25 protein-coding genes are annotated in these 26,166 nt (G+C 47.0%); 20 read left to right on the top strand and 5 right to left on the bottom strand.

The annotated features are described in order from the left end of the window. From ACRD67_RS09180 to ACRD67_RS09155, 6 genes are all read left to right on the top strand, one after another. Entirely contained in the window at positions 1–1,011 is a 1,011-nt protein-coding gene (locus ACRD67_RS09180) for an XdhC family protein (RefSeq protein WP_430966836.1), read from the top strand. Continuing rightward, entirely contained in the window at positions 1,011–1,601 is a 591-nt protein-coding gene (locus ACRD67_RS09175) for a nucleotidyltransferase family protein (protein ID WP_430966835.1), read from the top strand. Before ACRD67_RS09180 ends, ACRD67_RS09175 begins: the two co-directional genes overlap by 1 nt. A 25-nt stretch (positions 1,602–1,626) precedes the next feature. Beyond that, positions 1,627–2,718, top strand: coding sequence for an amidohydrolase family protein (locus tag ACRD67_RS09170; RefSeq protein WP_430966834.1), 1,092 nt, complete (start codon positions 1,627–1,629; stop codon positions 2,716–2,718). Between the two features lie 111 nt (positions 2,719–2,829). Then, on the top strand, positions 2,830–3,846 hold the full coding sequence (locus ACRD67_RS09165; protein WP_430966833.1) for a M4 family metallopeptidase: 1,017 nt from the start codon (positions 2,830–2,832) through the stop codon (positions 3,844–3,846). Then, on the top strand, positions 3,843–4,109 hold the full coding sequence (locus tag ACRD67_RS09160) for a protealysin inhibitor emfourin (RefSeq protein ID WP_430966832.1): 267 nt from the start codon (positions 3,843–3,845) through the stop codon (positions 4,107–4,109). The genes ACRD67_RS09165 and ACRD67_RS09160 overlap by 4 nt, the downstream gene beginning before the upstream one ends. Before the next feature lie 11 nt (positions 4,110–4,120). Next, positions 4,121–4,600 (top strand): nuclear transport factor 2 family protein, encoded by a 480-nt coding sequence (locus tag ACRD67_RS09155; protein WP_430966831.1) that lies wholly within the window; start codon positions 4,121–4,123, stop codon positions 4,598–4,600. Positions 4,601–4,621: 21 nt separating this feature from the next. Here the strand turns inward: ACRD67_RS09155 and ACRD67_RS09150 are convergent, their stop codons facing one another. Further along, positions 4,622–4,756 carry a hypothetical protein gene (locus ACRD67_RS09150; protein WP_430966830.1) on the bottom strand — a complete coding sequence of 45 codons (135 nt, stop codon included), beginning with the start codon at positions 4,754–4,756 and terminating at the stop codon, positions 4,622–4,624. Positions 4,757–4,935: 179 nt separating this feature from the next. Between ACRD67_RS09150 and ACRD67_RS09145 the strand changes: the two genes are divergently transcribed. The 6 genes from ACRD67_RS09145 (at position 4,936) to treF (ending at position 11,481) form a co-directional block, all read left to right on the top strand. Then, positions 4,936–5,424 (top strand): RNA polymerase sigma factor, encoded by a 489-nt coding sequence (locus tag ACRD67_RS09145; RefSeq protein WP_430966829.1) that lies wholly within the window; start codon positions 4,936–4,938, stop codon positions 5,422–5,424. 3 nt (positions 5,425–5,427) lie between these two features. Further along, the gene (locus ACRD67_RS09140) at positions 5,428–6,030 is read left to right on the top strand and encodes a hypothetical protein (RefSeq protein WP_430966828.1); all 603 of its coding nucleotides are present in this window, start codon (positions 5,428–5,430) and stop codon (positions 6,028–6,030) included. Positions 6,031–6,171: 141 nt separating this feature from the next. Continuing rightward, positions 6,172–6,627 carry an MORN repeat-containing protein gene (locus ACRD67_RS09135; RefSeq protein ID WP_430966827.1) on the top strand — a complete coding sequence of 152 codons (456 nt, stop codon included), beginning with the start codon at positions 6,172–6,174 and terminating at the stop codon, positions 6,625–6,627. A 270-nt stretch (positions 6,628–6,897) separates the two neighbouring features. Further along, a complete protein-coding gene (locus ACRD67_RS09130; RefSeq protein WP_430966826.1) occupies positions 6,898–9,408 on the top strand; it encodes a TonB-dependent receptor plug domain-containing protein in 2,511 nt (836 codons plus the stop codon). Positions 9,409–9,437: 29 nt separating this feature from the next. Further along, positions 9,438–9,851 carry a DUF3052 domain-containing protein gene (locus ACRD67_RS09125; RefSeq protein WP_430966825.1) on the top strand — a complete coding sequence of 138 codons (414 nt, stop codon included), beginning with the start codon at positions 9,438–9,440 and terminating at the stop codon, positions 9,849–9,851. 40 nt (positions 9,852–9,891) lie between these two features. Next, positions 9,892–11,481, top strand: a complete 1,590-nt coding sequence (gene treF, locus ACRD67_RS09120; RefSeq protein WP_430966824.1) for an alpha,alpha-trehalase TreF — start codon at positions 9,892–9,894, stop codon at positions 11,479–11,481. Here the strand turns inward: treF and ACRD67_RS09115 are convergent. Further along, positions 11,478–12,845, bottom strand: a complete 1,368-nt coding sequence (locus tag ACRD67_RS09115) for a glycoside hydrolase family 113 (RefSeq protein ID WP_430966823.1) — start codon at positions 12,843–12,845, stop codon at positions 11,478–11,480. The two genes, treF and ACRD67_RS09115, sit on opposite strands and share 4 nt — an antisense overlap. A 161-nt stretch (positions 12,846–13,006) precedes the next feature. Here ACRD67_RS09115 and ACRD67_RS09110 point away from each other — a divergent pair, with 161 nt between their 5' ends. Further along, a complete protein-coding gene (locus tag ACRD67_RS09110; protein WP_430966822.1) occupies positions 13,007–14,101 on the top strand; it encodes a DUF2652 domain-containing protein in 1,095 nt (364 codons plus the stop codon). Between the two features lie 166 nt (positions 14,102–14,267). Further along, positions 14,268–15,356, top strand: coding sequence for a hypothetical protein (locus ACRD67_RS09105; protein ID WP_430966821.1), 1,089 nt, complete (start codon positions 14,268–14,270; stop codon positions 15,354–15,356). Between the two features lie 97 nt (positions 15,357–15,453). Here the strand turns inward: ACRD67_RS09105 and ACRD67_RS09100 are convergent, their stop codons facing one another. Continuing rightward, positions 15,454–16,053 (bottom strand): hypothetical protein, encoded by a 600-nt coding sequence (locus ACRD67_RS09100; protein WP_430966820.1) that lies wholly within the window; start codon positions 16,051–16,053, stop codon positions 15,454–15,456. A gap of 204 nt (positions 16,054–16,257) precedes the next feature. Here ACRD67_RS09100 and ACRD67_RS09095 point away from each other — a divergent pair, with 204 nt between their 5' ends. The 4 genes from ACRD67_RS09095 (at position 16,258) to ACRD67_RS09080 (ending at position 21,826) form a co-directional block, all read left to right on the top strand. Further along, positions 16,258–19,509, top strand: a complete 3,252-nt coding sequence (locus ACRD67_RS09095; protein ID WP_430966819.1) for a WD40/YVTN/BNR-like repeat-containing protein — start codon at positions 16,258–16,260, stop codon at positions 19,507–19,509. A 51-nt stretch (positions 19,510–19,560) separates the two neighbouring features. Further along, positions 19,561–20,211: a class I SAM-dependent methyltransferase gene (locus ACRD67_RS09090; protein WP_430966818.1), complete on the top strand. Its 651-nt coding sequence runs from the start codon at positions 19,561–19,563 to the stop codon at positions 20,209–20,211. Between the two features lie 91 nt (positions 20,212–20,302). Continuing rightward, positions 20,303–20,719 carry a nuclear transport factor 2 family protein gene (locus tag ACRD67_RS09085; RefSeq protein WP_430966817.1) on the top strand — a complete coding sequence of 139 codons (417 nt, stop codon included), beginning with the start codon at positions 20,303–20,305 and terminating at the stop codon, positions 20,717–20,719. 9 nt (positions 20,720–20,728) lie between these two features. Beyond that, a complete protein-coding gene (locus ACRD67_RS09080) occupies positions 20,729–21,826 on the top strand; it encodes a hypothetical protein (RefSeq protein WP_430966816.1) in 1,098 nt (365 codons plus the stop codon). A 7-nt stretch (positions 21,827–21,833) separates the two neighbouring features. On the opposite strand, the gene ACRD67_RS09075 is transcribed toward ACRD67_RS09080, so the two are convergent. Together ACRD67_RS09075 and ACRD67_RS09070 are read right to left on the bottom strand one after the other, a co-directional pair. After that, a complete protein-coding gene (locus ACRD67_RS09075; RefSeq protein WP_430966815.1) occupies positions 21,834–22,712 on the bottom strand; it encodes an alpha/beta fold hydrolase in 879 nt (292 codons plus the stop codon). Positions 22,713–22,782: 70 nt separating this feature from the next. Next, positions 22,783–24,717 carry a glycoside hydrolase family 3 protein gene (locus ACRD67_RS09070; RefSeq protein WP_430966814.1) on the bottom strand — a complete coding sequence of 645 codons (1,935 nt, stop codon included), beginning with the start codon at positions 24,715–24,717 and terminating at the stop codon, positions 22,783–22,785. 106 nt (positions 24,718–24,823) lie between these two features. On the opposite strand from ACRD67_RS09070, the gene ACRD67_RS09065 reads away from it, so the two are divergent. Further along, entirely contained in the window at positions 24,824–25,564 is a 741-nt protein-coding gene (locus ACRD67_RS09065; RefSeq protein WP_430966813.1) for an NUDIX hydrolase, read from the top strand. Between the two features lie 65 nt (positions 25,565–25,629). After that, positions 25,630–26,148, top strand: a complete 519-nt coding sequence (locus ACRD67_RS09060; protein ID WP_430966812.1) for a DUF4251 domain-containing protein — start codon at positions 25,630–25,632, stop codon at positions 26,146–26,148. Positions 26,149–26,166: the final 18 nt, after the last annotated feature.

Genomic DNA, 26,166 nt, shown 5'->3' with positions numbered 1-26,166 from the left:
ATGACCCACGAACTCAAGAAAATTGTTCAGGCATATCTCAGAGCGAGGGAGCAAAAACTAAAGACGGTACTTGCCACTGTCGTGGCCCTGGACGGTTCTTCCTATCGCAGGCCCGGGGTACGTATGCTCATACGGGGAGACGGCACAATGATAGGAGCCGTGAGCGGAGGTTGTGTGGAAAAGGAGGTATTGCGCCAGGCAGAAACCGTTTTTAGGACCAACATCCCTAAAGTAATGACCTATGATGGACGTTATCGGCTGGGCTGTGAAGGTTTGCTGTATATCCTAATAGAACCCTTTGCCCCGAATTCGGAATTCATGGCTCATTTTGATAAAGCGATAAAGCTGAGGGGAAATTTTAGCATGTGTTCCCATTTTGAGCTAAAGGACAATGCCCATAGGGACTATGGTACCCTGGTCCACTTTAAGGAAGCAATCCTTTCCCTACGGCCGGAGTACAAGACCGGGAGCAAACTCCAAGTCTTTGAGCAGGAGATGGCACCCTGTTTGCAATTGCTTATTTTCGGATCGGAACACGATACCGTTCAACTATGCTCATACGCCAGCATGACCGGTTGGGAGGTTACCGTAGTGACCACTCCTGCGGAAGAAAAAAAGAGTACGGATTTTCCTGGGGCACAGCAATTGCTTAGCCAGGAAGCAGAAACCCTGGATATGAAACTGGTAGACAGCCAGACCGCGGTAATGCTTATGTCGCACAGCTACGTTAAAGACCTTAAGTATCTCTTGGCATTAAGGGATACACACCCGCTCTATCTGGGTATGCTAGGTCCCTTTAAGCGCAGGGAGAAGCTTTTTAATGAGTTTTTGGAACGCTGTCCGGAGGTAACGGAAGCTTTTTTTGAAGACATCCATGGCCCGGCAGGATTGGATATAGGCGCAGAAACACCACAGGAGATTGCCGTTGCAATAATTGCCGAAATCTTAAGTGTGGCACGACAAAAGAAGCCAATACCCTTAAAGGATAAAGAAGCCGGAATACATAGCTAATGGGAGAAAAACCACAAATAGCCGTGCTTGTGCTTGCGGCAGGAGCATCCACAAGAATGGGCGGAGCCTTAAAACAATTGCTGCCATGGAAAGATACCACCCTGTTAGGACATGCCATTTCCCAGGCCAAGGCCTCCAAGGCAGATGATGTGTTCATTGTCCTCGGAGCGCAGGCCTCCAAGCTTCGATCACAGTTTGGACAGAACGGTACAACCCTCGTAGAAAATGAACAATGGGCATCGGGGATGGGTACATCAATCGCCTGTGGGGTCGCCTATCTGACGTCCCATAAAAAAGATTGGGACGGTGTGTTGGTCATGTTATGTGATCAACCCCTGGTAGATACCGCTTACCTGAACACCCTGATCGATACCTTTACAGCCAATGGCATTGTGGCCACGGACTATGGGGGAAGAAGAGGGGTTCCGGCCCTGTTTTCCAAAACTTTTTTTCAGGAGCTCGCGCTACTAAAGGAGGATTATGGTGCACGTGAGGTATTACTACGTCACCGTGAGGACGTTATTGTACTTAATGGTGTCGGGAAAACGGCGGATGTGGATACCCCAGAAGATTATAAAAATTTAAAGTAATTATTAATGTTTTTTATATAAAACTATGTATTTCAAGAATTTAAAACTTATTTTTCTATTCTTTTTTATTGCATCCCATGCTGTAAAGGCGCAAGAAATGGGTTTTGAGGAATACAACCCCACGGCTACCCTGGTGGTTTCCAAAAATGAAGTAAAACGAGCTAAATTTCCGTTTATTGATGTGCACAGCCATCAGTTCCGAATGGCCACTCAGGATCTGTCCGAACTTATCTCGGACATGGACCGATTGAATATGGGCCTTATGGTAAATCTAAGTGGGGGCTCTGGCGAGGATCTGAGGAAGATGTTGGAAAACGTCAACAAAAACTACCCGAACAGGTTTGCCATTTTTGCCAATGTTGATTTTAGGGGCGTGGGAAAGGAAGGCTGGGGGCAAAGGGCAGCAGCCCAGCTTGAAGCCGATGTAAAAGCGGGTGCAAAGGGCCTAAAAGTGTATAAAAGCCTTGGGCTTAGGAATACCGATACCAATGGCAAGCGTCTGGCCATAGATGACCCGCGTTTAGACCCCGTTTGGGCCAAATGCGGGGAACTGGGTATTCCAGTGCTTATCCATTCTGCCGACCCAAAACCTTTCTGGGACCCTGTTGACAGTAAAAACGAACGTTGGTTGGAATTGAAAACGCGCCCCAGGAGAAAACGTTCGGCTACCGACCCAGCTCCCTGGGAGCAGATTATTGAGGAACAGCACAATATGTTCAAAAAACATCCCAAAACCAAATTTATCAATGCACATATGGGATGGTATGCCAATAATTTAGGGAAGTTGGGCGAACTCATGGACGAGATGCCCAACATGTCCGTGGGCATAGGAGCGGTCATTGCGGAACTGGGCAGACAGCCGCGCGCAGCCAAACAGTTTTTTATAAAGTACCAGGACCGGATACTCTTTGGCAAGGACAGTTGGCAACCCGATGAGTTCCCAACCTATTTCAGGGTTTTGGAAACTGGGGACGAGTACTTTCCCTACTATAAGAAATATCACGCCTTTTGGGCCATGTACGGCCTTGATCTACCAGAGGAAGTCCTCAAAAAGGTGTATTACAAGAACGCTTTAAAGCTTATCCCTGGTCTGGACCAGCGTTTGTTTTTGAACTAGTTCTTAACACAAAGCGGGACACCCACATTTAAAAAGATCTTAACTTTTATAATTTGTCAGTACAGACAAAAGGCACGTACTTGTAGGAAGTAACCCTAAAATCTTATAATCATGTGCAATAATCATCAATGCCATATTGTTCCTCCTCATATCCTGGAGGCATTGGCAAAACGCGGTAGTAGTAGTTGCAAAAAAACCTTGAACGATACCTATCGGTTCATGGAAAAAAGGAAATCCATCCTGAACAATCTCCTGCAAAGGGAAGCGCTACAAGGTAACGCCGATCGGCTGATCTATGATAGTCAGAACCAATATCAACAACGTGTGGCCTTGGTTAGAAAGGAAGGTGAAACGGAAACAGGCGATGTGACCGTTAATAAGGCCTACGATACCTCAGGTTTTGTAAGGGACTTTTTTAAAGATACTTTTGATTGGGACTCCGTGGATAACGCCGGCTTGGATATCGTGTCCAATGTCCACTATGGTATGGAATACAATAATGCATTTTGGGATGGGGATGAAATGACCTATGGCGATGGGGATGGTGTGGAATTTACCAACTTTGCGAGCGCCATAGACGTAGTGGCCCATGAGTTGGCTCACGGGATTACCCAGTTCTTGGCCAATTTGGAATATTTTAGTCAATCTGGAGCACTGAACGAACATTTCTCGGATGTTTTTGGTACCGTGATCAAACAGAAATTTTTAAAGCAGGATATTTCCGAGGCCGATTGGCTCATTGGTGATACCGTGGTTACCGATGCCTTTCCCGGCGTGGCCATCCGGTCTATGAAAGCCCCGGGTACGGCCAACGATTTTGACCAGCAACCCGATCATATGGACAACTATTATTCGGGCATGGCCGATAATCAAGGAGTACACATCAATTCCGGAATACCCAATAAGGCCTTTTACCTGAGTTGTCTGGAAATAGGATTGGACGAGTGTGCCCTTATATGGTTCGAGACCCTAAAGGCCCTTTGGCGCACAGCCGATTTTGATGATATGTTGGAAGTAATCCTAAAAACGACCGGGCAGCTCACCGATGAAGGTAAGGTATGCGACGGTGCCACACAAGCCATTGAAAAGAGTTTTGCGGCTGTTGGCCTGGTCCAAGTAGCCGTATGAAATATAAGATTCTCATAGAAGGGGGCTTTGCGGCCATTCCTAAGCGGTATGAGGGAGAGGTAATCCTTACATCACAAGAAATGGATGTCCTTTTTACCGCAATGGAAGCAGTGCTACCCGCGCCAAACGAAGCGCTTCGCGATGCATTTAGCTATCACATACGGCTAGAGCACGGTAATCGCATTTATGATAAGCGATTCAATGAGCCTGATTTACCTAATGCCATAAGAAACTTTGTAACTCAACTGAAACAAGGAGCCTAAAACTGGAACCTATGAACAAACACACCTATTTGAAACCTATTGGTATTCTTTTGTCACTCCTATGGTTTGCCTCTACCGGCGCCTGCAAAAAGGAAAATACCCTGGAAGCCGAAAGAGCGCTTTTGGAGCGTGTGGACCAATTTAACACCGCATTTAAGGAAAGTAATCTGATGGCATTGGAAAGTATGGTAACGGAAAACTACCAGCACACGAACGGAAATGGCAAGCCTATCGGAAAAACGGATTGGTTGGCATATTTGGAGAAAAGGGAATCGGAAATCAAAAATGGTACGCTTACCATTCATCAGTACGAAATGTTGGATGTACAGCTAACGCTCTTCGGTGAGGTCGGCGTGGTGACCTCAAAAATAAGCGTGCAAAGCACCAATATGGGAGCCTATCGAGAAAATGAATACCGTACGACCAATGTATGGGTCAAGGATGGCAAGTCATGGAAACGCGCTGCCTTCCATGATGGGAAAATACGTTGATGGGTTTAATTCCCCGGGCATCTACTTTTTTTCGGAGCTGTCCGGGTCATGGGGTCCATAGTCCTGGAATATGCCACAGGAGTTTTGTGGCGCAATCAAAGAGCGATCTGGATTCTTTTTGGCCAATTGGGCGATTTCCTTTGATAAATATTGCATGGGTACAGGTTTAAGGTACTTACAAAACGCAAAGCACTCCAAAATGTTGTTCTCCAGCCTGGTGTGCCCTTGTTGACTTCTTAGATTTACCATTGTACTTTAGTTCCTCGCTCTTTTTACGAAAACAGTGTGATTTTTTTTTAAGTGTGTACACTAATAGGGCGAACCAAAACCAAAATATGGGGAAGGAAGAGGAATTTGTTCGCGTCATAAAGCAGAACGAAGGCGTTATTTTTAAGATTACCACGATTTATACGGACAATAAAACGGACCAGCAAGACCTGTACCAGGATATTGTATATCAACTTTGGAAGGCCTTTCCAGGGTTTCGTAAGGAATCCAAGGTAAGTACCTGGATGTACCGCATAGCGCTGAACACCGCATTGACACGATTAAAGAAAAGTAAGCGTGGCGGACATTCCGTGTCCATAGACCGTGTAGTATTACAGGAAACCGAATGTTATGATTATGAATTTGAAGAGCGCTTAAAACTGGTTTACAGCCATATAAAACAATTGAATTTACTGGAAAAGGGAATTATGCTCTTGTTGTTGGAAGGAAAAAAATACGAGGAGATAGCGGAAATTACAGGGCTTTCCCCAAGTAATGTAGGTACGCGGATTTCCCGCATAAAACAAAAATTAAAAGAACAACTGGTAAAAAATTAAACTATGGAGCTAGAAGAAATGCAAGCAGTGTGGTCTCAAATGACCACGGAACTGGACAAACAAAAAAAATTGACAAACGAAATCATTCTAAAAATGACGCAACAGCGGTACTCCAATAAGTTCGGTAAGGTTTCAACCTATGAAAGTATCGGAGCGGTGGTATGTTTTGCCATGGCCATCTACATCCTTCTCCACTTTAATCGACTGGATAACTGGTACCTGATACTAAGCGGTATTTTCACCTTGCTCATCCTTTTGATCATGCCAGTATTGGTGCTGAGGTCATTGAGCCAGATAAAACGCATCAACATTACGAACAGCAATTACACAGAAACCCTTTTGAGATATACCAAGGCAAAAAACCAACTGCTGCTCATGCAACGTATCGGCATTTATTTGGGTTTTGTGCTAACCTTGGTGAGCCTGCCGGTCTTTGGGAAGGTATTCCGAAACAAGGATATGCTTTTGGAAGGTCAAATTTGGTCGTGGTACATACCCCTTATGTTGATTTTCCTCTTTCTATTTGCACGTTGGGGATATACATGTTACCAGCATATTACCCATTCCGCGGAGGATATTATCCGGGAGTTGGAAGAAGGGGAATAATGATAGGTCCGTTTGGAATAAAGAGGCTATCCGAGAAGTGCGTAGATGCTGTTCGGACAGTCTTTTTTTATACACCAACCATTAAAATGCAATACCCTATTGTAAGCATTGGCGTTTGGACCGACTACTTTTAAAAAAATAATGAGAAGAAGTATTTTATTCGCCTGTCTGACCCTTGGCGTTTTAGGTCTTCATGCCCAGGATTTGAACACGATTTCGGTGCCCGGAATTGAAGCTTTGGCCAACGGCTGGTACAAATTTGTTTCGGAAGGTTCCAACTACGATGTGGAAATAACCAATGGTGGTTTGGTAAAGGGCAACATTCGTTGGTTCGATACCCACACCTATTCCGGAGACCTTTCTAGAAACGTCATATCGGGAAAAGGCACGTACACCTGGGACAATGGCGATTATTACGAAGGGGCTTTCAAAAACAATGAAAGGAGCGGAAAAGGCACCATGCACTGGAAAAATGGGGCAAAATTTAGTGGCAAGTGGAAAAACAACAAACGAAATGGTAAGGGTACCTTATGGGAGACCGATGGAACCATAGTAAAAGGTGTTTGGGAAGAAGATGTGCTTGTGAAAAAGAAATGACCGCCTGCCAGGTATTTGGGTTTTGATATGGGGACCCAATACCTAACAGCTTATGAATGGATTAAGCTCCCTTGTAACAAAAGCCCTGGTCTTACGATCGGGGCTTTATTATTGGAACCACCGGCAAGGGCCGTATTCCTTATTTTTCAGAAATCGATTCAAAAGACCTTTTCCGGGAGGCTTAAAACAGTTTTCGCCCCATTATCTTTCCCTTGTGTATTGCAAATTCCGAAATTCCCCATAAATTTATAGAGCAACCTATGCTGCTCAATGAAAAACACCACTAAAAAGCTTTTGATCTTCGGTTCCCTAATGGGGCTCCTTGGATTTCATATCCCTATGCAACAAAGTGGACTGTTCGACCAAATTTTGGGGAGGCTTACCATCTATGCCACTAAAGAAAGTCCTGAAAAGGTATACCTGCATACAGATAAGGACTTTTATACTAGAGGAGAAACCATTTGGTTCAGTACCTACTTGGTAGATGGCATTACCCATAGGGCAAGCAATAAGAGTAATGTGATTTATGTAGAGTTACTGGATAGCTTGGACCGTGTCGTAGAGCAACGCATAGTGTATGCAGATTCGCTGGGCGTCGGCGGGGAAATGGAACTCGGGGAACAGATAGCAGCAGGAAACTACCTGCTACGTGCCTATACCAAGTATATGCTGAACAATGAAGACCCTGTTTTTTTTCAAAAACAACTGCCGATTGCCATTCCCATACGCCCTGGCCCTCCCGCAACCTATGATGCATCTGGTGTAACTGTCACGAGGGATACAACAATCGGCACGACCATAGAACAACTTGCAGTCTCCTTTTTCCCTGAGGGAGGCCATCTTGTGGCCGGTATGACCAACACTCTGGGAGTCAAAATTACGGGCGCCCAGGGCAATGGGGTTGCGATTAGGGGGTATATACGGGATCAAGAAAATAAACCCGTAGCGGAATTCACCACTAAGGAGTTTGGTCTGGGAACCGTTGGTTTTATACCCAATTCCAATACAACCTACCATGCTACTGTAGACATCAATGGGAGGGGGAAGACTTTTGAACTACCGGAAATCATGCCTTCAGGGTATGTGCTTCACATAGAGAATAAGGGAGACCATCTGCTGCTGGATATAAAAGCGAACACTGTGAATGGTCTTGTGGGCACCATGCTTCTGGGGCACCTCCGGGGTAATCTTTTCTTCAAACACATTGGCAAATCAGAAGAAAAAGACACCTACACCATAAAACTCCTTACCGATAGACTGGATGACGGCGTGGCACATTTTACTTTGTTCACAGCGCTGGGAGAACCCGTTTGTGAACGGCTTGTCTTTATTGATCAACCCAAAAACGATGCAAAACTCTCCGTGCTTTCCTATAAGGATAGCTATGTACAGCGCGATAGAGTTTTCCTAAACTTAAGGCTAAAGGACAGCAATGAAAAGCCCTTGGCAGGCAATTTTTCCATCAGCGTGTCGTCACGGAACGATTCCATCGTCAATGGAACTGCCGTACCGAACATAAAAAGTTGGTTGCTGTTGGATTCCGATCTTGGCGCAACAGTTCAGGATCCTGGCTATTTTTTTAGAGCCCCTTCTGCCGAACGTAAGGAGTTGTTGAATGCCCTTATGTTGACCCATGGATGGCGACGGTTTGTATGGAAGGAATTGGTACAACAAAAGGTGAGCAAAAAGCTGCTTTTTCCTCCAGAAAAGGGACTAATGATAAGTGGAAAGACTACAGCTTTTAAGAATTCCTATAAAGTAAAGCCGGCCGTGGTCACCCTTGGTATTTTTGATGAAGGGGTATATCAGGAAAAAAAGAACACCAATGCCCAGGGGAAATTCAGTTTTGGCCCCTTCAGCTTTCAGGACAGTATTAAGGTGGTCTTGGACGCTATTGATCCCTTTGCCCGAAAGAAGGGGAAGGAGAAGGACATTGCCATTATTGTAGATCCCGTATTGCCCAAGATAGTTTCAAAAAGTATCCGGAAGGCTAAATTCCCTCTTCCGTATGCACGGGCTACGCAGCAGGCCGATAACGGCACTACAGGCAATTTTACCTATGATCCGGATGTCATACAGCTCGATGAAGCGGTGGTGAAGGAGAAGAAAAAAACAAGGGCCGAGATCATAAACGAAGAGATAAATTCGTTGACCCTTCATGGAAAGGCAAGGAACCGGATGTTTATAGATTCCTTCCCGGGAGCGGAAAGGGCAAGTGTAATGGACGTATTGCGGATGATACCTGGAGTGGAGGTGGAAGGGCGCTACCCCAATCAAGTCGTAAAGATCCGTGGAGGTATCAATAGCATCAATCTGTCCATAGAGCCCATGTACCTTTTAGACGGCATTCAAGTGCCGCAGGATGTGATTCAGGGAATGCAAACCTTTGGTGTACTGTTTGTTGATGTGCTTACGGGCGCCGAGGCTTCCATTTACGGCGTCCGGGCTGCAAATGGCGTCATCGCGGTCTATACGGACCGCGGACTGCGTTTTAGATTTGAGCAGGAGCGCTATCCGGGCATTACCAATTTCAGCATGGCAGGGTTCTACAAGGCCAGGGAGTTTTATACTCCGAATTACAGAACACCAAAGCCGGAGCATCGCAAACCGGATCAAAGGACCACGCTCTACTGGGAACCCAATATGTACGTCAATGGAAAGAACCAACGTCCGATCAGTTTTTATACCGGGGACCGCAGGGGAACCTTCTGGGTTAAATTGGAGGGCATGACCAGGGATGGCAGGCCGGTGAGCACAAACTATGCATTTGAAGTGGACTAGGGCCAGTAAAACAACGATTTAAAAAGACCATGAAAACATCTGGATATTCGGGAACGCCACTGGTCAAGAAATTGGGAATTAAAATAGGACATGTGGTATACTTTGAAAACATCCCCGAGCACTATTTCAAGCTATTACCTGATTTACCGGAAGTACAGGTACTTGAATCTCCCGGTATGGAAACGGTCGATTTTATCCACCTTTTTTGCACCCAAAAATCAGCATTTGAAAAACGGGCACTCGCCCTAAAACCCCTTCTAAAGAAAAACGGGATGCTCTGGGTGAGCTGGCCCAAGGGCAGCTCCAAAATACCCAACGACCTTTCCGAGAACCCCATCCGCGAATATCTACTGGCCAATGGTCTGGTAGATGTTAAGGTCTGCGCTATTGACCAGGATTGGAGCGGACTCAAATTTGTGTACCGACTAAAGGATAGGGGGTAAGTTAAAATTTTGTTCTTACTTTTGGGCAAAACAGTATCCTATGCACCGTTTACGACTTTCCTTCTTTTTTCTTTTTCTTCTGACTCTTGCTTGTCGCACGGAACCCGAATCCACGGCCGAAGTCGACTTTTACAAGACCCAACTTTTTGAGGACATACAGCTCCAAGCCGTCTTTCCTGATTCCAAAACCCTGGTGGATTTGGTACCTAAACAACCGTATGGCTCCCTGATCGCCCTCTATGAGCAACAGAAGGATAAACCCGGTTTTGATCTTAAGACCTTTGTGGAGGAACAGTTTAGTGACCAATCGATGGCAACGCTCTCCTTCGCCACCGATACCACAAAAACCATGTATGAACATATCAGTAGTATTTGGAGCAAGCTTACCCGAGGGCCGGATTCCGTTATTCCCCATTCCTCCCGTTTGGCATTGCCCTATGCGTACGTGGTACCAGGTGGCCGGTTTCAGGAGATTTACTATTGGGACAGTTATTTTACCATGGAAGGGCTGTTGGTAGATGGTGAGGAAAAGCTTGCCACCCAAATGGTGGATAATTTTAGTTATCTGATAGATACCATCGGATTTATTCCCAACGGCACACGCGATTATTTCCTTTCCCGTTCGCAACCCCCTTTCTATACGTTGATGGTGGATGCCCTTGCACGCAAGGACCGATCTGTGCTTTCCAAATATCACCCACAGCTCCTGAAAGAATACGAATTTTGGATGGCCGGGGCAGCGGAGGCCCAAGCACCCTTTAACGCGAAAAACCATGTGGTATATTTGGAAGGAGGCCATTTAAACCGCTATTGGGACAGGGAAAATACACCGAGACAGGAGGCATTCAAAGAAGATATTCATTTGGCGAGCGACCTGGGTACCGAGGCCGAAAAGGCCAATTTGTATGCCAATTTAAGGGCAGGGGCCGCTTCGGGCTGGGATTATAGCAGTCGCTGGTTTGCCGTCGATGGCGAATTTGGTTCCACCACCACCACCACCATCGTTCCTGTAGACCTAAACAGTCTCCTGTATTTTACGGAAATTACACTGGCCGAAGCGTATGGCATCCAGGGAGATACCGAAAATAAGGACCGTTTTATGAAGAAGGCCGAAGTGCGAAAAAAAACAATTCAAGAATACCTGTGGGATAATGATCTACAGTTCTTTATGGACTATGACCTAAAGCTTAAAAACACTACAGACGAGTTGACGCTGGCCGGAGCTTTCCCGCTTTTCTTCAAGCTGGCCAGTCCAGAACAGGCACAGGCGGTCAAAGATCGGTTAATGGCCGATTTTCTGAAGGATGGCGGACTGGTCACCACCTTAAAGCATTCGGGGCAGCAATGGGATGCCCCCAACGGTTGGGCGCCGCTACAATGGATTGCCGTCAAGGGTCTTTTGAACTATGGCTACGAGGAAGAGGCCAAGGAAATTATGCAGCGTTGGCTGGCCCTCAATGAAAAAGTATATGAAAACACCGGGAAGATGATGGAAAAGTACAATGTGGAAGATATTAGCCTACTCTCAGGGGGCGGGGAATACGAAACCCAGGACGGATTTGGCTGGACCAACGGTGTCGCACTCGGATTCAAGGCGCTGCTAGAGCAACTGGAAGCTCAGAAGGACTAGTCTATAGGTCCACTACCATACCACTTTGCAATGGTGTTCTCGGCCGGTTTGTAGCGGGGAGAGAAATCCATGCGTTCAAAGGTACTATCGGGAGAGGTTCTAGTGTCCCATTGCCAGATATAAGTGCCCCGGAACCACTCCTGTTCCCACAGCTTTTCAAACAAGGCCTCAAAGGCCAACTGCTGGGTCCTATCCGATTTTTGATGGTACAGTACACTGAAAGCCGAACCCCATTCCCAGGGTTTTATCGTGGACGATGCTTCACTTTTATACCCTACTTCTGTAAATAAAATGGGCTTCCTGTGTTCTTTTGAAAGCGTGGCAAGACTGCTCAAATGCCGGTCCCACCCTTTTTTGATGGCTTCCAAATCCGGATTCTTATGCTTGGTCAGTGGAAAATAGGCTTGGATGCCGATATAGTCCAGTTCGCCCCAAAAATCGATTAACCGATATTCGCCGTCCCAATTGGCCGCATAGGTCAGTTTACCCTTGTATATACTTTTGATTTCCCGGACTAGGGAACGCCATTGCTCGGGCTGATTTTTTAAGGAGGACTTTAATTCGGTTCCAACACAAAATAGTTCTACGCCGGTATGTTGCGCCAGCATCGCATAGTGCACCATATTCTTTCGATAGGATTCAAACCAGGTTCTCCACGCGGTCTGGGAAGGCATACGTATATTGGAACGCCAGCCTTCGTCCATCCACAAATGGGGCTTCAATTGCACCCGCAGCCCTTTAGCGTGCAAACGTTTAATGGTTTTTAGAAAGACCGAATCCCTTCTGGACCATATGCCAATTTTCTCAGGAATTCCCATGGTAGGGGTTTCTTCGCTTTTTTGATAGAAGAAGGGCGTTAACGCCACCCATTCAATGTTGTTTTTGATCAAGGCGTCTATGGCGCTTTCGTCCACATCGCGCCAGCCAAAAACACTCATTCCCCGATGTTTTTCATCAGCGCTGTACAAATCTGTGGCCCTTCCGCTTCCGTTTTCCACCGAATAATCCCATTGGTAGGTATAGGCCTCGTTACTATTGGCGAAGACCAAGAGTTTAAAAATAAGGCCCAGACCCAGCATCGGAGCTAAAAACCGTAGGCCAAACTGTCTGGCCATCACGACAAGGCCCTTTTTTCTATAGGTGCGGTGAAAATACCTTAAGACTAAAAAAAGGAGATATATACCCAGGAAAATGAGATGTACGACTATTTGAAAATTTCGGTAGGCCAACAGATCCAGAAAAAAATGAATGGCTTCAGAAAATGACGTGTCGTTTCCTAGGACCCTTATAAGAAAAAGTCCCAGTACCAGTACCCAGGTCAGGGCATAAACCGTGATAGCGATAAGGAATTGCTTTTTACGCATAGTGGATCCAGTTCCCAATTAGAAGAATGAAGTTAAAAAATGTTACGCAAACCTACGCAGGCGTCCCAGAATACCTCAAAAATTTGTGATACCCAACTTAAAGTCGCGAGTTTTAAGAATTTATTATGAAAGTGTAACTTTCCGTTAACGACCTTTATAGTATGCCAAAATCACTACTCTTTATTCCAGATATTTCCGGTTATACCAAATTTATCCAGACCACCGAGGTAGAACACAGTCAGCATGTGATTTCCGAATTGTTGGAAGTGTTGATCGGAGCCAACACCCAGGAACTAAAACTAGCCGAAATTGAAGGGGATGCCCTTTTTTTCTACAAGGAGGACGAAATTCCCTCCCAAGAAAACCTGTTGGCCCAAATAGAACTGATGTTCACGGCTTTTTACAGTCATTTAAAAATGTTGGAGAAGAATCGCATTTGTCCGTGCAACGCCTGTGCAACGGCACCCAACCTGGAATTAAAGATCATAGCGCACTGTGGCGAGCTGCAACATATAGAGGTACAGGGCAATCGCAAACCTTTTGGAGAGCAGGTCATTGAGGCGCATCGTTTACTTAAAAATTCCGTGGACAGCGAGCACTATATCCTTATCAGCAAAGAACTCGCCACCACCATAGAACTGTCCAAATATTACTTTAGCAAAGTATTCCGTTTTGAGCAGGGAAAGGATACCTATGACGATAGGGAAGTAGCCTATATCTATTCTATTATCGATCAAAAAAAACTAAACTTACGGGCTTTTGAACAGCCAAAAAAAATAAATTTTGATAGTCCGCCCAACTTGAGCCATGAAAGGGAATATCCAATCTCCGCACAGCGGCTTATGGAATATATTACCAACTATACCTATCGGCACCACTGGGTGAAAGGGGTAGACAAATTTGAATACAACGAAAACGAGGTCACTCGTTTGGGCACCGAGCATATTTGTGTGATCAATGGGAAACACCTGAATTTTGTGACGGTCAGCAAGGAAGTGGAACCCGGACAGCTAGTCTATGGTGAACTCACCATGAGTCCCCCGCCGGTAGACAAACTGTACCAATTCTACATTTTGACACCCCTGGAAGGCGAAAATTGCAAGCTTCGGATAGAGGTATATTGGGAAGCAAGATCGCTGCGGAAGAAATTGATGATTGCCCTGCTGGTCAAGAAGGTGTTTAAAAAAAATATGGTGAACGCCGCGGAAAAACTACTCGTTTTCGTTTCACAAGGTTCAGATCAGCACAGGGACTAGTTCTCCCATACACCTGAAATTACCACTTTCAATGCCTTATTGGCCCTTACCGTTCGTCGTATACTGTTCATCGGTAATACTATTCACTTTAACAATTCGTTAATAGCTTGGCTAAACCTTTGATAGCGAGGGGTGTCAAAATCCCAAAGCCCTAAAAAATAATACTATGAACAAGCAAACTGGATTTGGAATACCCATGGCCCTGGCAATGGTATTCTTAAGCAACACTTTCCTTATCGCGCAGGATGTGACCACGGTAAGTGCAACGAACGAAAGCATTGGTGATCATTTGGATCTTGAAGCGGTTGCTTCCCTATTTGGGGATGCTAAGGACCTGGAAGATTTTGAAAAACGATTGAACGACCCAAAGACCCAGATTTCCAATCTGGACCTCAACGGAGATTTTCAGGTAGATTACCTCAGGGTCGTCGAAACTGTCGAAGAGGGTACCCATCTCGTAGCCTTGCAAGCCGTGGTAGGGGAGGACCTTTATCAGGATGTAGCCACTATAGAGGTGGAAAAGGACGAGGATGGAGCCACCCAGGTACAGGTGGTGGGCGATGTATACCTCTACGGCCCCAACTATATCATAGAGCCCGTATACGTACGCCGGCCGGTGATTTTCGTGCTGTTCTGGAGACCCTACTACAGGCCCTATCGTTCCGTGTTCTACTGGGGGCATTACCCGCGTTTCTATAGGTTCTGGAGCCCTTTTGGCCTGCATACCTATCACAAGCATGTGCATGTGCACATCAACAGGCGCCATAGTTTTCATCGGGTACATGTTCGCAAAAGTGTTACCGCCGTTCATATTCATACCCGAACAAGGCGGAACGATTATGGTAGAAAGTACCCACAGCGGTCCTATGCCTTCAGGACCACCGGCACCGTCCAAACGGGTAAGCGCCATGGGGTAGCCGGGGTCAACCAAGCCGATGGGGACAAGTACCGGGCCGCCGGCGTGCAAAAGGCCGATGGCACTACCAAGAAAATTGCCGGAGTAAACAAGGCGGACGGTACCAAAAAACGAGTGGCCTCTGTTGAAAAAGCGGACGGGAGCCGCAAGACCGTTGCCGTAAAAAAAGATCCGAACGGCAACAAAAAAGCGATTAGCGTAAGCAAAAGTGCCGATGGTAAGCGAAGCGTGAAAACCGGAAAATCGACTAGCAAGAAATCCAAGGCCAAGAAAACCTCCGCTAAGGCTAAGCGAAGTGCAAAAAAAACGAAAACCAAAAGCAAAAAAAAGAAAGGGTAGTACGTACCTCCCGTTGACCATACAAAAGCCGTTCAAAAAATAACTAAGGCCCAAGGGAACTACCTTGTCTTAGCCGTTTTTTGAACGGCTTCTTCTTTTATTCCTTGTTCAATTCCTCCAGCAACTGGGCGTAATTCTCTATTCTGGTAAACAAACGTCCCCCAAGATTCACGATGGGCGTGGCGATGGAATCCAGGGGTTGGGCAAAAGCCCTTTTTAGTTGGTCCTTTACCTCGGGGTGTTCACTTAGGGTATAGGTCCTAAAGATATACTTGCTTTCGGTCAATGGTATCACCAGGCTATCACAACCAACGCATTTGTCGGTTATATAAAGTGTAATCTGTTTTTTGGGCTTTATTTTAATCGGTTTAAACTCTTTTCGCAAGGCCCTGCGCGACAGGCTGTCGTTCACGACCAGGTCATAGGTATAGGAAGGGCGTTTATCACGGAACAGAATAATGGTTTTCAGGTGCACCTTGGAGGCTGCCGGAACACGTATCCATCGAGGGCGTGCGGCACTCTGCCTAAAATTGGTGCCACTGATGGTTATTTGCACGTCATAATCCTGCTCTGTTTCGTTGGTCGCATAAAAGGCCAAACGGTTTTTAAGGTCCTCGGTAGTCACTTTTACGGGTTTTACCTGTGCACCTAGGCTTATGGACACCAAAACGAGCCATAGGGGGAGTATCTTTTTCATTTTCATAGATTTTGCAGGGAATAAGATATGAAAATCATTGGTATTTAGATGCTTAAATCCAATGAAACGCACAAAGGGAACGACAAACGGCGCATACGATTATTCCTTCAAATTCAATAGCTGATTGTCCCGAAAATATTTACGAAATTCATATCTTGCTTTCACAAGAACCAGTAGATCAAAACCCTTTAATTTAAGCGACTAATGAATAAATTTCTAAAGACAGCAATTGTATTTTTTTGGATCTTGGGCATGGCAACAACCATGAATGCCCAAAAATTGACCTCTAAGACCTTTGAAGGTCTGGAGTTCAGAAATTTGGGCCCGGCCCTTACTTCTGGAAGAATCGCAGATATCGCAATTCATCCGGATAATGAGAATGTTTGGTACGTAGCGGTAGGTTCAGGCGGCGTTTGGAAGACTGTGAATGCGGGTACCACATGGAAACCGATATTTGACAAAGAGGCCAGCTATTCCATAGGCTGTATTACGCTTGACCCGAGTAACCCCAGGACTATCTGGGTGGGTACAGGTGAAAACGTTGGCGGCCGTCATGTGGGCTTCGGGGACGGGGTATATGTAAGTCACGATGATGGGAAGACCTGGAAGAATATGGGCCTAAAACAATCCGAACATATTTCCAAAATTTTGGTACATCCCGAAAATTCCAACATCCTGTGGGTGGCTGCCCAGGGCCCTTTATGGAGTTCCGGGGATCAGCGGGGCCTTTACAAGTCTACGGACGGGGGAACTAGCTGGAAAAAAACCCTAGGGAACAATCAATGGACTGGGGTAACCGATCTGCTTATGGACCCCAGGAACCCCGACGTTTTATATGCGGCCACTTGGGATCGGCATAGGACCGTTGCCGCGTATATGGGTGGAGGACCCGAATCTGGTATCCACAAGAGTACCGATGGTGGGGAAACTTGGACAAAACTGACCGAAGGTATCCCCAAATCAAATCTGGGTAAAATAGGGTTGGCCCTGTCCCCCTTTGACCCAAATGTTGTTTATGCGGCCATTGAACTGGACCGAAAAAAAGGCGGGGTATTCATGTCTGCAAACCAGGGCGCTTCCTGGAAGAAACAGTCCGATGCCGTATCTGGGGGCACGGGGCCCCACTACTACCAAGAATTGTACGCATCCCCACACCAGGAGGGCAAGTTGTACCTGATGAGTAATACGGTGCAAATATCGGATGACCATGGAAAGACCTTTCGGTTTATGAACGAAAAAAACAAGCATGTGGACAGCCATGCCATGGCCTTTAAAAAATCGGACCCCAACTATGTGCTCTTCGGTACCGATGGGGGATTGTACGAGAGTTTTGACCTGACACAAAAATGGCGCTATGTATCCAACCTACCGCTAACCCAATACTACAAGGTGGCTGTGGACGACACCACCCCGTTCTATAACATTTATGGAGGCACCCAGGATAACGGTTCCCATGGAGGGCCGTCGCGGACACGCAACGAGGACGGTATACGAAACGCAGATTGGTGGATTACCCTGGGTGCAGATGGTCACCAGTCGGCCGTAGAACCAGGCAATCCGGACATCACCTACGGGGAATTCCAACAAGGTTGGCTCTGGCGGATCGATCAGACCACCGGGGAAACGGTCTTTATACAACCACAACCTGGCGAAGGGGAACCCTATGAACGCTTTAACTGGGATGCGCCGATTTTGGTAAGCCCACATAATCCAACGCGTTTGTATTTTGCTTCCTACCGGGTCTGGAAATCCGAAAACAGGGGAGATGCCTGGACAGCTATTTCCCAGGACCTCACACGAAATCAGGAACGTATAAGCCTTCCTATTATGGGCCAACAACAGAGTTGGGACAACGCCTGGGACGTGGGAGCCATGTCGGTGTACAATACCATAACTTCCCTCTCGGAATCACCGAAGCAAGAAGGCCTGATCTATGCCGGTACCGATGATGGCATTATTCAGGTAACGGAAGATGGCGGTACTTCCTGGAGAAGGGTAGAAGCAGGTAGCATCAAGGGAATCCCCGCTACCGCTTTTGTGAACGATATCCGTGCCGATCTTTTTGATGCCGGGACGGTGTATGCCGCGTTGGACAATCACAAGTACGGTGATTTTAAGCCGTATTTAATTAAGAGTACGGACATGGGCAGGACCTGGAACCTGATCAATGGCAACTTGCCCAAACGCCTGCTTACATGGCGCTTGGTACAGGATCATGTAAAAAAGGAACTCTTGTTTGCCGCCACGGAATTTGGTATCTATTTCACGCCCGATGGTGGGAGCAATTGGATCCAACTAAAGGGTGGCCTGCCCACCATTTCCTTTAGGGATATCACCATACAGCGTAGGGAAAATGACCTGGTGGCAGCTTCTTTTGGAAGAGGGTTCTATGTGCTGGACGATATCACCCCCATACGTGAATTCAGTGCACAACAGCAAAGTGGCGATGCCACCCTCTTTCCTGTAAAAAAGGCCTATTGGTACGTGGAAAACGATGGTATCTATGGGCAGGGCGACAACGATTACAAAGCCAAAAACCCGCCCTTTGGGGCCGTGTTCACTTATTTTCTTCCAGAAAAACTGAAATCGCTCAAAGAAGTACGGCAGGAAAAGGAGAAGAAACTGAAGGAACAAAAAAGCGCCGTTCCCTTCCCTGGATGGGAGGCCTTGGAGACCGAAACACAGCAAGACTCCATTAGGCTGTTGCTCACCATCCGCAATAGTGAGGGTACCGTAGTGAATACGGTAGCGGGGACCAATAAAAAAGGGTTCAACCGGGTGAGTTGGAAACTGAATTATCCGGACAGGAGCGGGGAACCCCTGAAGGTGAAAAAAGCCGGGGACGACTTTTTTGGAAGTACCGTTTATGCAACACCCGGAGATTATACAGTGAGTTTGTCCAAGCGGGTAGATGGCAAGGTGACTCCCTTGGCAGGGCCGCAGGCCTTTAAGGTAGTTCCACTGGCAGAAGGAGCGCTCAAAGGGGCTTCCTATGCCGAGATCGATCAGTTCAGGGAGACCTATCAGGCCTTTCAGCAAGAGTTGAGTGCGGCAAATTCCGTGGTCTCCAAGCGACTGCTGTTAGTAGGCGCAATGAAAAGGGCGCTCGATAAATCCACCAACCCTACCACGGCACTTTCGGATCGGATCCACAGTGCACGACAACAGCTCCTTGCCCTTGAAAAAGAACTGGATGGGGATAAGACCAAAGGGGAAATTGGGGAACGTTCCAAGCCTACGCCAGGCAGCGGGAATTTCATTGGCCAGGTAGCACTTAGTTCCACCACTTATGGACCCACGGCAAACCACAAGGCGGCCCTGAGCAGGGCACAAAAACAACTGGCGGGAATCAAAGGGGAACTCAAGACCCTGGTCAACGATGTGCTTCCTAAATTGGAGCAGGACCTTAAGGCTGCCGGTGCGCCCTGGATAGAAGGACAGGGGCTGCGGGAATAGTTTAAGAGAACTTTAAGGAAACCCTATGGGCAATTTTACTAATTTAAGCTCATGAAGGGAACCTATAGTCTTTTGTCCCTGGGGTTGGCCTTACTGATCCATTTAGGCGCCACCGCCCAATACAAGGAGAACGATTGGGAGGATCGAGACCAGTGGATGCGGCTGCCACAAATTTTCCAGTTGGCCGAAATTGGGAATGGTGATACCGTTGCCGATGTGGGTTGTCATGAAGGTTACCTGAGTATACGCCTTTCCAAAAAAGTAGGGGAGGAAGGCCAGGTCTATGCGGTTGATGTAAGACAAGATCGGCTCAATAACCTCAAGGAAAACCTCAAGAAAAGAAAACTGAACAATGTAGAGGTGGTCCTTGGCGATTACGATAATCCACAACTTCCAAAAAATAAGCTCGATGTAGTCTTTGTTATAGACACCTATCACGAAATGGACGACTATATGACCATCCTAACCCATATTAAGGCCTCACTCAAGGCCGGTGGACGTATCGTGCTGCTCGAAAAGCTGAAACAGCAGATGAAGGGCAAGAGTAGGGAACAGCAGACCGGTGCCCATACGCTATCCATGGGCTACGTGAAAAAGGAACTGAAGGCGGCGGGCTTTACGATAAGCAAGGAAGTTAAAGATCTGGGGGTTTGGAACCATGAAAAGAACAAAAAGATGTGGGTCTTGGTGGCGACCAAGTAAGGTACTTACCCTGTTTCAAATGGACCATAATCACTTTGAACTATCAATAGAACTAATTGTTCAACACTCATAAACCTAAAACAATTCCATCATGAAAACACTATGTATCGCCCTTTTGGCTTTTGCGTTTACGATAACCTCCGATGCTGATAAAGAAGCCATTACGGTTGCTCTAAACTATTACATGGAAGGCTCCATGAACCGCGATTTCGATACGCTCAAGAAAGCGTTCCACGAAGATGCCATTATGACCATTGCCGACCAAAAGGAGGGCAGCTTTAAGCAGGTAAACGCCCGGGAGTTCTTTTCAAAAATGAAACCGGGAGAACCCCTAAAGCGTACCAATGAAATTGTAAGTATTGATGTGGGTGGCCATACCGCAATTGCCCGACTTAAAATCGAAGACGACGTGAAAATATTCCACGATTTTATGACGCTACAGAAATTCAAGGATCGCTGGTATATTGTAAACAAGAGTTTCTACTTGGAGAAGAAGTCAATGCCCTAATAAAAAAAGATGATAAAAAAGGGAAGTGTCTTTTTTTTGGCGCTTGTTTTCATTTCCTGCCAGCCCAAAGTGGACAAGGAGGCCGAAAAGGAAAAGATCAAGTCGCTTATTGCCAGCATTGATGAGGCGCATTTTAAAAAGGATGCGGTACAGTTCTATGCGCCCAATACGGACAGTTGGTACGATATCCGGGACGGGGGAATCCGCAAAAGGCTCAAGGCCGATATCATTGCGGGCACTCAGGACTATTTGGATCAAATGGAGTTCCTGGAGCTATCGCCCCAACAGGAACCGATCATAGAGATTTCCGATGATGGTTCGTTGGCCACCTATGCAGGGGCGGTTGTCGTTCGCGGATATTTATCCAAAAAACCCATGTTCTGGGTGGTCTCCTGGCAAAGTGTGCTTAAAAAGTTGGACGGCGAATGGAAAATCGTTAGCAGTGCCAATACGGAGGCTGCTCCCGCCGCCACGGCGCCCCTGATCTTGGAGAAAGCAAGGACGGTCACTGGAACGCTCCCCGATAGCACTACCATTCGTGCGCTTGCCGATTGTCAAGGTCCGGAAAGACCATTTACCACCTTAGTGTTTTCCTCCAAATCGGATGCTCGGATGGAACAACGTTACGGTGAGGGCCATGTGGTCCTCAAATACGGGGAGAACACATCCTGGACCTATAACCGGATCACCCAAAAGCTTAATGAGTCCCCGGACGATGCTACCAAACTTTTTGTTCAAGGGCATGAACTGCATTGGCTGAGCCTACGGCCGGAAGACCGATTTAGCCAGCCCAAATTTGTGGGTTTTGAAGAATTTGAAGGACATACGGCCTTTGTCTTGGAATTCACCGATATGCTAAACCGACGGATGTTGTTTTATTACGATTTTGAAAGTTACATGCCCCTGGGCTTTGATACCCCGGAGGAAACCCCCGGTGGCAGGGTAAGGGTACGATTCATGGCATGGGAGGAACAAAACGGGATTCAATTGGTAGACACGGCCACCTTTCAACAAGGAGAAGAACACTTCAGTTATGATTTCACTTCGGTCCAGATCGGAAACTTACCCCAGACCGATTTTGAAAGTAAGGACGCCTACCTCCAATAAGGAGCGGTTAAGGAAGGGGCCTCAAGCCTTCTAAAATCTCCTGCAGATGGTTTCTGAGCAATGAAAAGTGACCTTCATTGGGCAATAAGTGAAAGGTAGTATTGGGAAGCATTTTGTTCAGGTGCATACCCCTGTATTTGGGAGCCATTTTATCCTTGCCGCCGTACCAAAGTGCGACGGGTTTTCGGATGTCCTTTAGGGCAAACCCCCAGTCGGACACATAGAGTTTCCATTCCTGTACCACCCCTTCGATCCCTTGTCTGTAGGCCTCCTGACTACCTTTTATAAATTCGGTCCCGTAGGCTGGGTTTTCCTTAAGCAGTATTCGATCAGGTTTGGGGAGGAATTTTTGGAGCTGTCGTAGTCTTTTTTGCGGTTTTTTATAGAGCGTCTTGTATTCTTGTGCGATGAATTTCCTCAAATTCCTGTCCTTTTTGCTCCCTGCAAACCAATGCAACAGCTTTACTGGAAACCATACGCCTTTTAACTTGCCCCGATAGTTATGGGGACCGGTTCCAGAAACAATGCTTGCCTTGGCGATCCTTTCCGGAATGCCCAGGGCACAGGCCAGTACGTGCGGACCCCCGCCTGATAGGCCAAAAACGGAGAACGTGGCCATATCCAGGGCGTCGGCAAGAGCGGCAATGTCCTTGCCCCAATCCAATAAGGTCCGGTTTTCCTGATAGGAAGAAAGTCCAATCCCGGGTCGGTCGGGAGCTATGATCCTCAGCTGCAGCTCCCTTGCCATGGGGTCCATAAAAATACTGGACAAACGGCTTTCCTGCCCCCCATGGAAATAGAACACGGGAAAACCGTTGGGGTCTCCGTATTCGGCAAAGCCCAGGGTTCTTCCGTCGGGTAGTGTAATGGTGTGTTCCGTATGCATGGACTGTAGATTATAACATAAGCTATTGAGTAAAAAAAGTAACGCGGCCTGCCGCTTCCAAAACCGTTGCCTAGTCATAGCGAAGGCCCCAACCAAAAGGGTACAGCGGATTTTCCGAATCAAAGGGTACGTCCTCCAGTTGTTTTTCTACGGCCTGCATGCTGGAAGGCATTTCAAAGGGCAGTTTGCCCTCGGGCCGACCCTTCCCGGAGATGAGCTCAAAGAGCGCCTTGTCCGAGATACTGAAATGGCCCAATACGGCCTTGGCCTGTTCGCTGATTTCCGGTATCACAATGGGCCGTTCTAAATATGCGGTTACAATGGTAGGTTTACGTTGCATGACGTCCAGAATCCGCTCTAACTCCTCAGGTGCATAATCCAATCGCCCCTGGTGAAAAAAGCTCTCCAGTAGGCCTTCCCGGGGTTCAAAGGGCGGATCCAAATTCAATAGGGCAAAATCGGCCTCGGCCAATTCATCCACGACATCGAAGTAGGAGGCCGCCAAGTCCCTGTCCATATTTTCTATGTAAACCTTGGGCTTCCCGGATAGGGGCAACGTTCCTGCTTCGTTTTTAAGTAAAACTGCTGATCGCACCATGGTCTCAAGCCCTAAGCGTACATCCTCGGGCCTGCCTATATCGGATAACACCTCCTTTTCATTGATGTAGGGATCGTCAAAGAGGCCCAGCACAAACTTTTGGTGTAATAATTTGCGCACCGATTGGTCCAGTCGCGATTCGGACACCCGTCCGCTCTCTACCAATTTAACAAGGAGTTCCGGATTGTCCGTACCCCCAAACTGATCGATACCGGCATGTATCGCCTTCTCCACTTGTGTAAGGGCGTCCAGGTCCTCAACGCCGTGGTCCATAGGTTCCCCAAATTTGGCCAGGGCACTGTCCGGATCATTGATAATGTTCCAATCCGAACACACAATGCCGGTATAATTAAGACTGTCCTTAAGCAGATCGGTAATAATCTCTTTGTTGAAGGCAAAACCTACATCTTCACTGGTCTGGCCTAAGGGGATGCCGTAATAGGGCATCATTTGGGCCGTTTTGGCCTTTATGGCTGCCTTAAAGGGAATCAGATGATAGGCGAAATTATTACCGGGATAGGCCTGGTCCTTGCCGTATTTGAAGTGGGCATCCCATCCGTCCTTTTGAGGTCCGCCCCCTGAAAAGTGTTTGGTCATGGTGGACACGGAATTCCTATTTAGGCTATCGCCCTGCATGCCATAAATATAGGCGGCCGTTAGCATGGCCGATAGCTCTGCGTCCTCTCCAAAGGTGCCGGCAATTCGGCCCCATCGCGGTTCCGTGGCCAGGTCTGCCACTGGATGTAGTGAGGTATGCAGGCCTATGGCCCGGTATTCCCTGGCGGCAATCTGTCCAAAACGTACGGTGAGGGAAGAGTCACGCAGCGCCGCAAAACCCAAGGCATCGGGCCATTGGGAAAGGCTTTTCATGAATACGGCCGCACCTTTTTTGTTGCTATGCCGGGGATCCGAACTGAAGCTCAGGGGTATGCCCAAGCGTGTTTGTTCGGCTATTTTTTGGCAAGCATTCACCCACTCGATATGGACCAAGGGATCGTCCGGGGCCAGGGGAGAGGTAAGGTGGGTAATGCCCCTGGTAGCGATGTATTCTTCCGGAGGGTAGAACAGGGCCAGAATCCGCATGGGCATAATGTCCAATTTGGTGGAGAACAGAAAGGGATGGAACATCTGCCCGGCCTTTTCCTCTATAGTCATTTGGGATAAAAGGTCATTAACCCTTACTTCCGGAGCAAGCCGCGTATCTTCATAGGTATCGAGCTTCCCGTTTTTGTTCAAGTCCCTAAAGGAGTGACCGTCTATCACTAAAACCGTTGCCGGACCTACAAGTTTATCCTCGCCACGGTTTTTGATTCCCTGTATCTTGAAATAGCCGTAGAGGAAAATCCCGAGCAAAAGAATGAGGAGGATGCCTAGGGTCCAACGTAAAACTTTTAGAAATTTTTTCATTAGATGTGGTTTTAAAATATTTTCATTGTGACAATTTGACACAATGTAATTTAATTTCTTAACTTGACCAAAAATTTTGGTTTTTTTTAAGTCGTATATTTGCGCTATGTCCAAAAATCCGAAAGAAGTACTGGAGTTGTTACAAAGGGGAGAAGAACTGTTTCTTCCCCATATCTCCATTGACAATGTCATCTTTGGCTATGAAAATGACAGTCTGTACGTATTGCTTTTGGAAATTGTGGAGGACAAATGGATGTTGCCCGGGGGATTTATTGAGCGTCAGGAACCTCTGGACCAGGCGGCCGTCCGTATCTTAAACGAGCGTACGGGCCTAAACAAGGTTTACCTAAAACAGTTTTACACCTTTGGGGACCCGAATCGGTCATTCCCCACCGAAATGGAGCAGCTTTTTTTGAAAATAGGTATCCCATGGGACAAGGATTTGTGGATTAGCCAACGCTTTATCTCTGTGGGTTACTATGCGTTGGTGCACATGGCCATGACCAGACCCACTGCGGGCTTTTTCTCATTAAGGCATCAATGGTTTCGTTTGGATGCCCTCCCCGAATTGCTGTTGGATCACAAAGAAATTGTAGAAGCAGCGCTGCAAAAATTCCGTGCCGACCTGCAGGTAGATCCCGTAGCCTTTCATCTACTCCCACAAAAATTTACGATGCCAGAATTGCACCGGGTTTACGAAACTGTTCTTGGCAGGCAAATGGATCGCAGCCGCTTCCAAAAGAAAATGTTGGGGTATGCCGTTTTTGAGCGCCTCGAGGAACGTAGGGAAGGAGTACCCCATAAACGGCCCTATCTCTACAGCTACAAATTGCCCGCAAATAAATAGGCTGCCAACAAGCAACTTGGCACAGAATTTGAATACTCCAAGGCTATAATCCATTGCAAAAAAAAATGAAAAAAATTGTGCTCTTATGCCTTATGATTGCGCTTGGTGGTACGGTCACCAATGCACAGACCAAGGCTGACAGGAAAGCGGCTAAGAGGGAGAAGGCCGAAGCCGCCTATGCCGAGATCAAAGACCTGATCGATTCCGGTAGCTATCACTTTACCGCTGATTGGTCCAATCCCCTCGGGAGTCCGCGGATCAATCTGCAACTCAACATCAACCATTTAAAAATAGACGGGGGGCAGGCCGATATCCTTTTACCCTATTTTGGAGTGGCCCGCTCCGGTGGTTATGGTATAGACCCGGGTATTGTGTTCAACGGTGAAGTTTCTGAATACAGCATGGTCCATAACGATAAAAAAATGCGGACGACCATAAAATTCACTGGACGGAACAAAACGGAGGTCTTTAACTTTGTGCTCACCGTCTACAACAATGGGGAGGCCTCGGTAAATGTCAACAGTAGCTTTAGGAACAGCATTTCGTACAACGGTGTACTTTTCCCCCTGGAAAAAGTAGAGTAGGGCCTACCATATTTTCTG

It is taken from the genome of Eudoraea algarum, assembly GCF_050589645.1.
In the GTDB taxonomy this organism is placed as follows: Bacteria; Bacteroidota; Bacteroidia; order Flavobacteriales; family Flavobacteriaceae; genus JBNGOQ01.
Note: the sequence above shows the minus strand (reverse complement) of the source record. Positions and strands in the feature narration are given on the sequence as shown.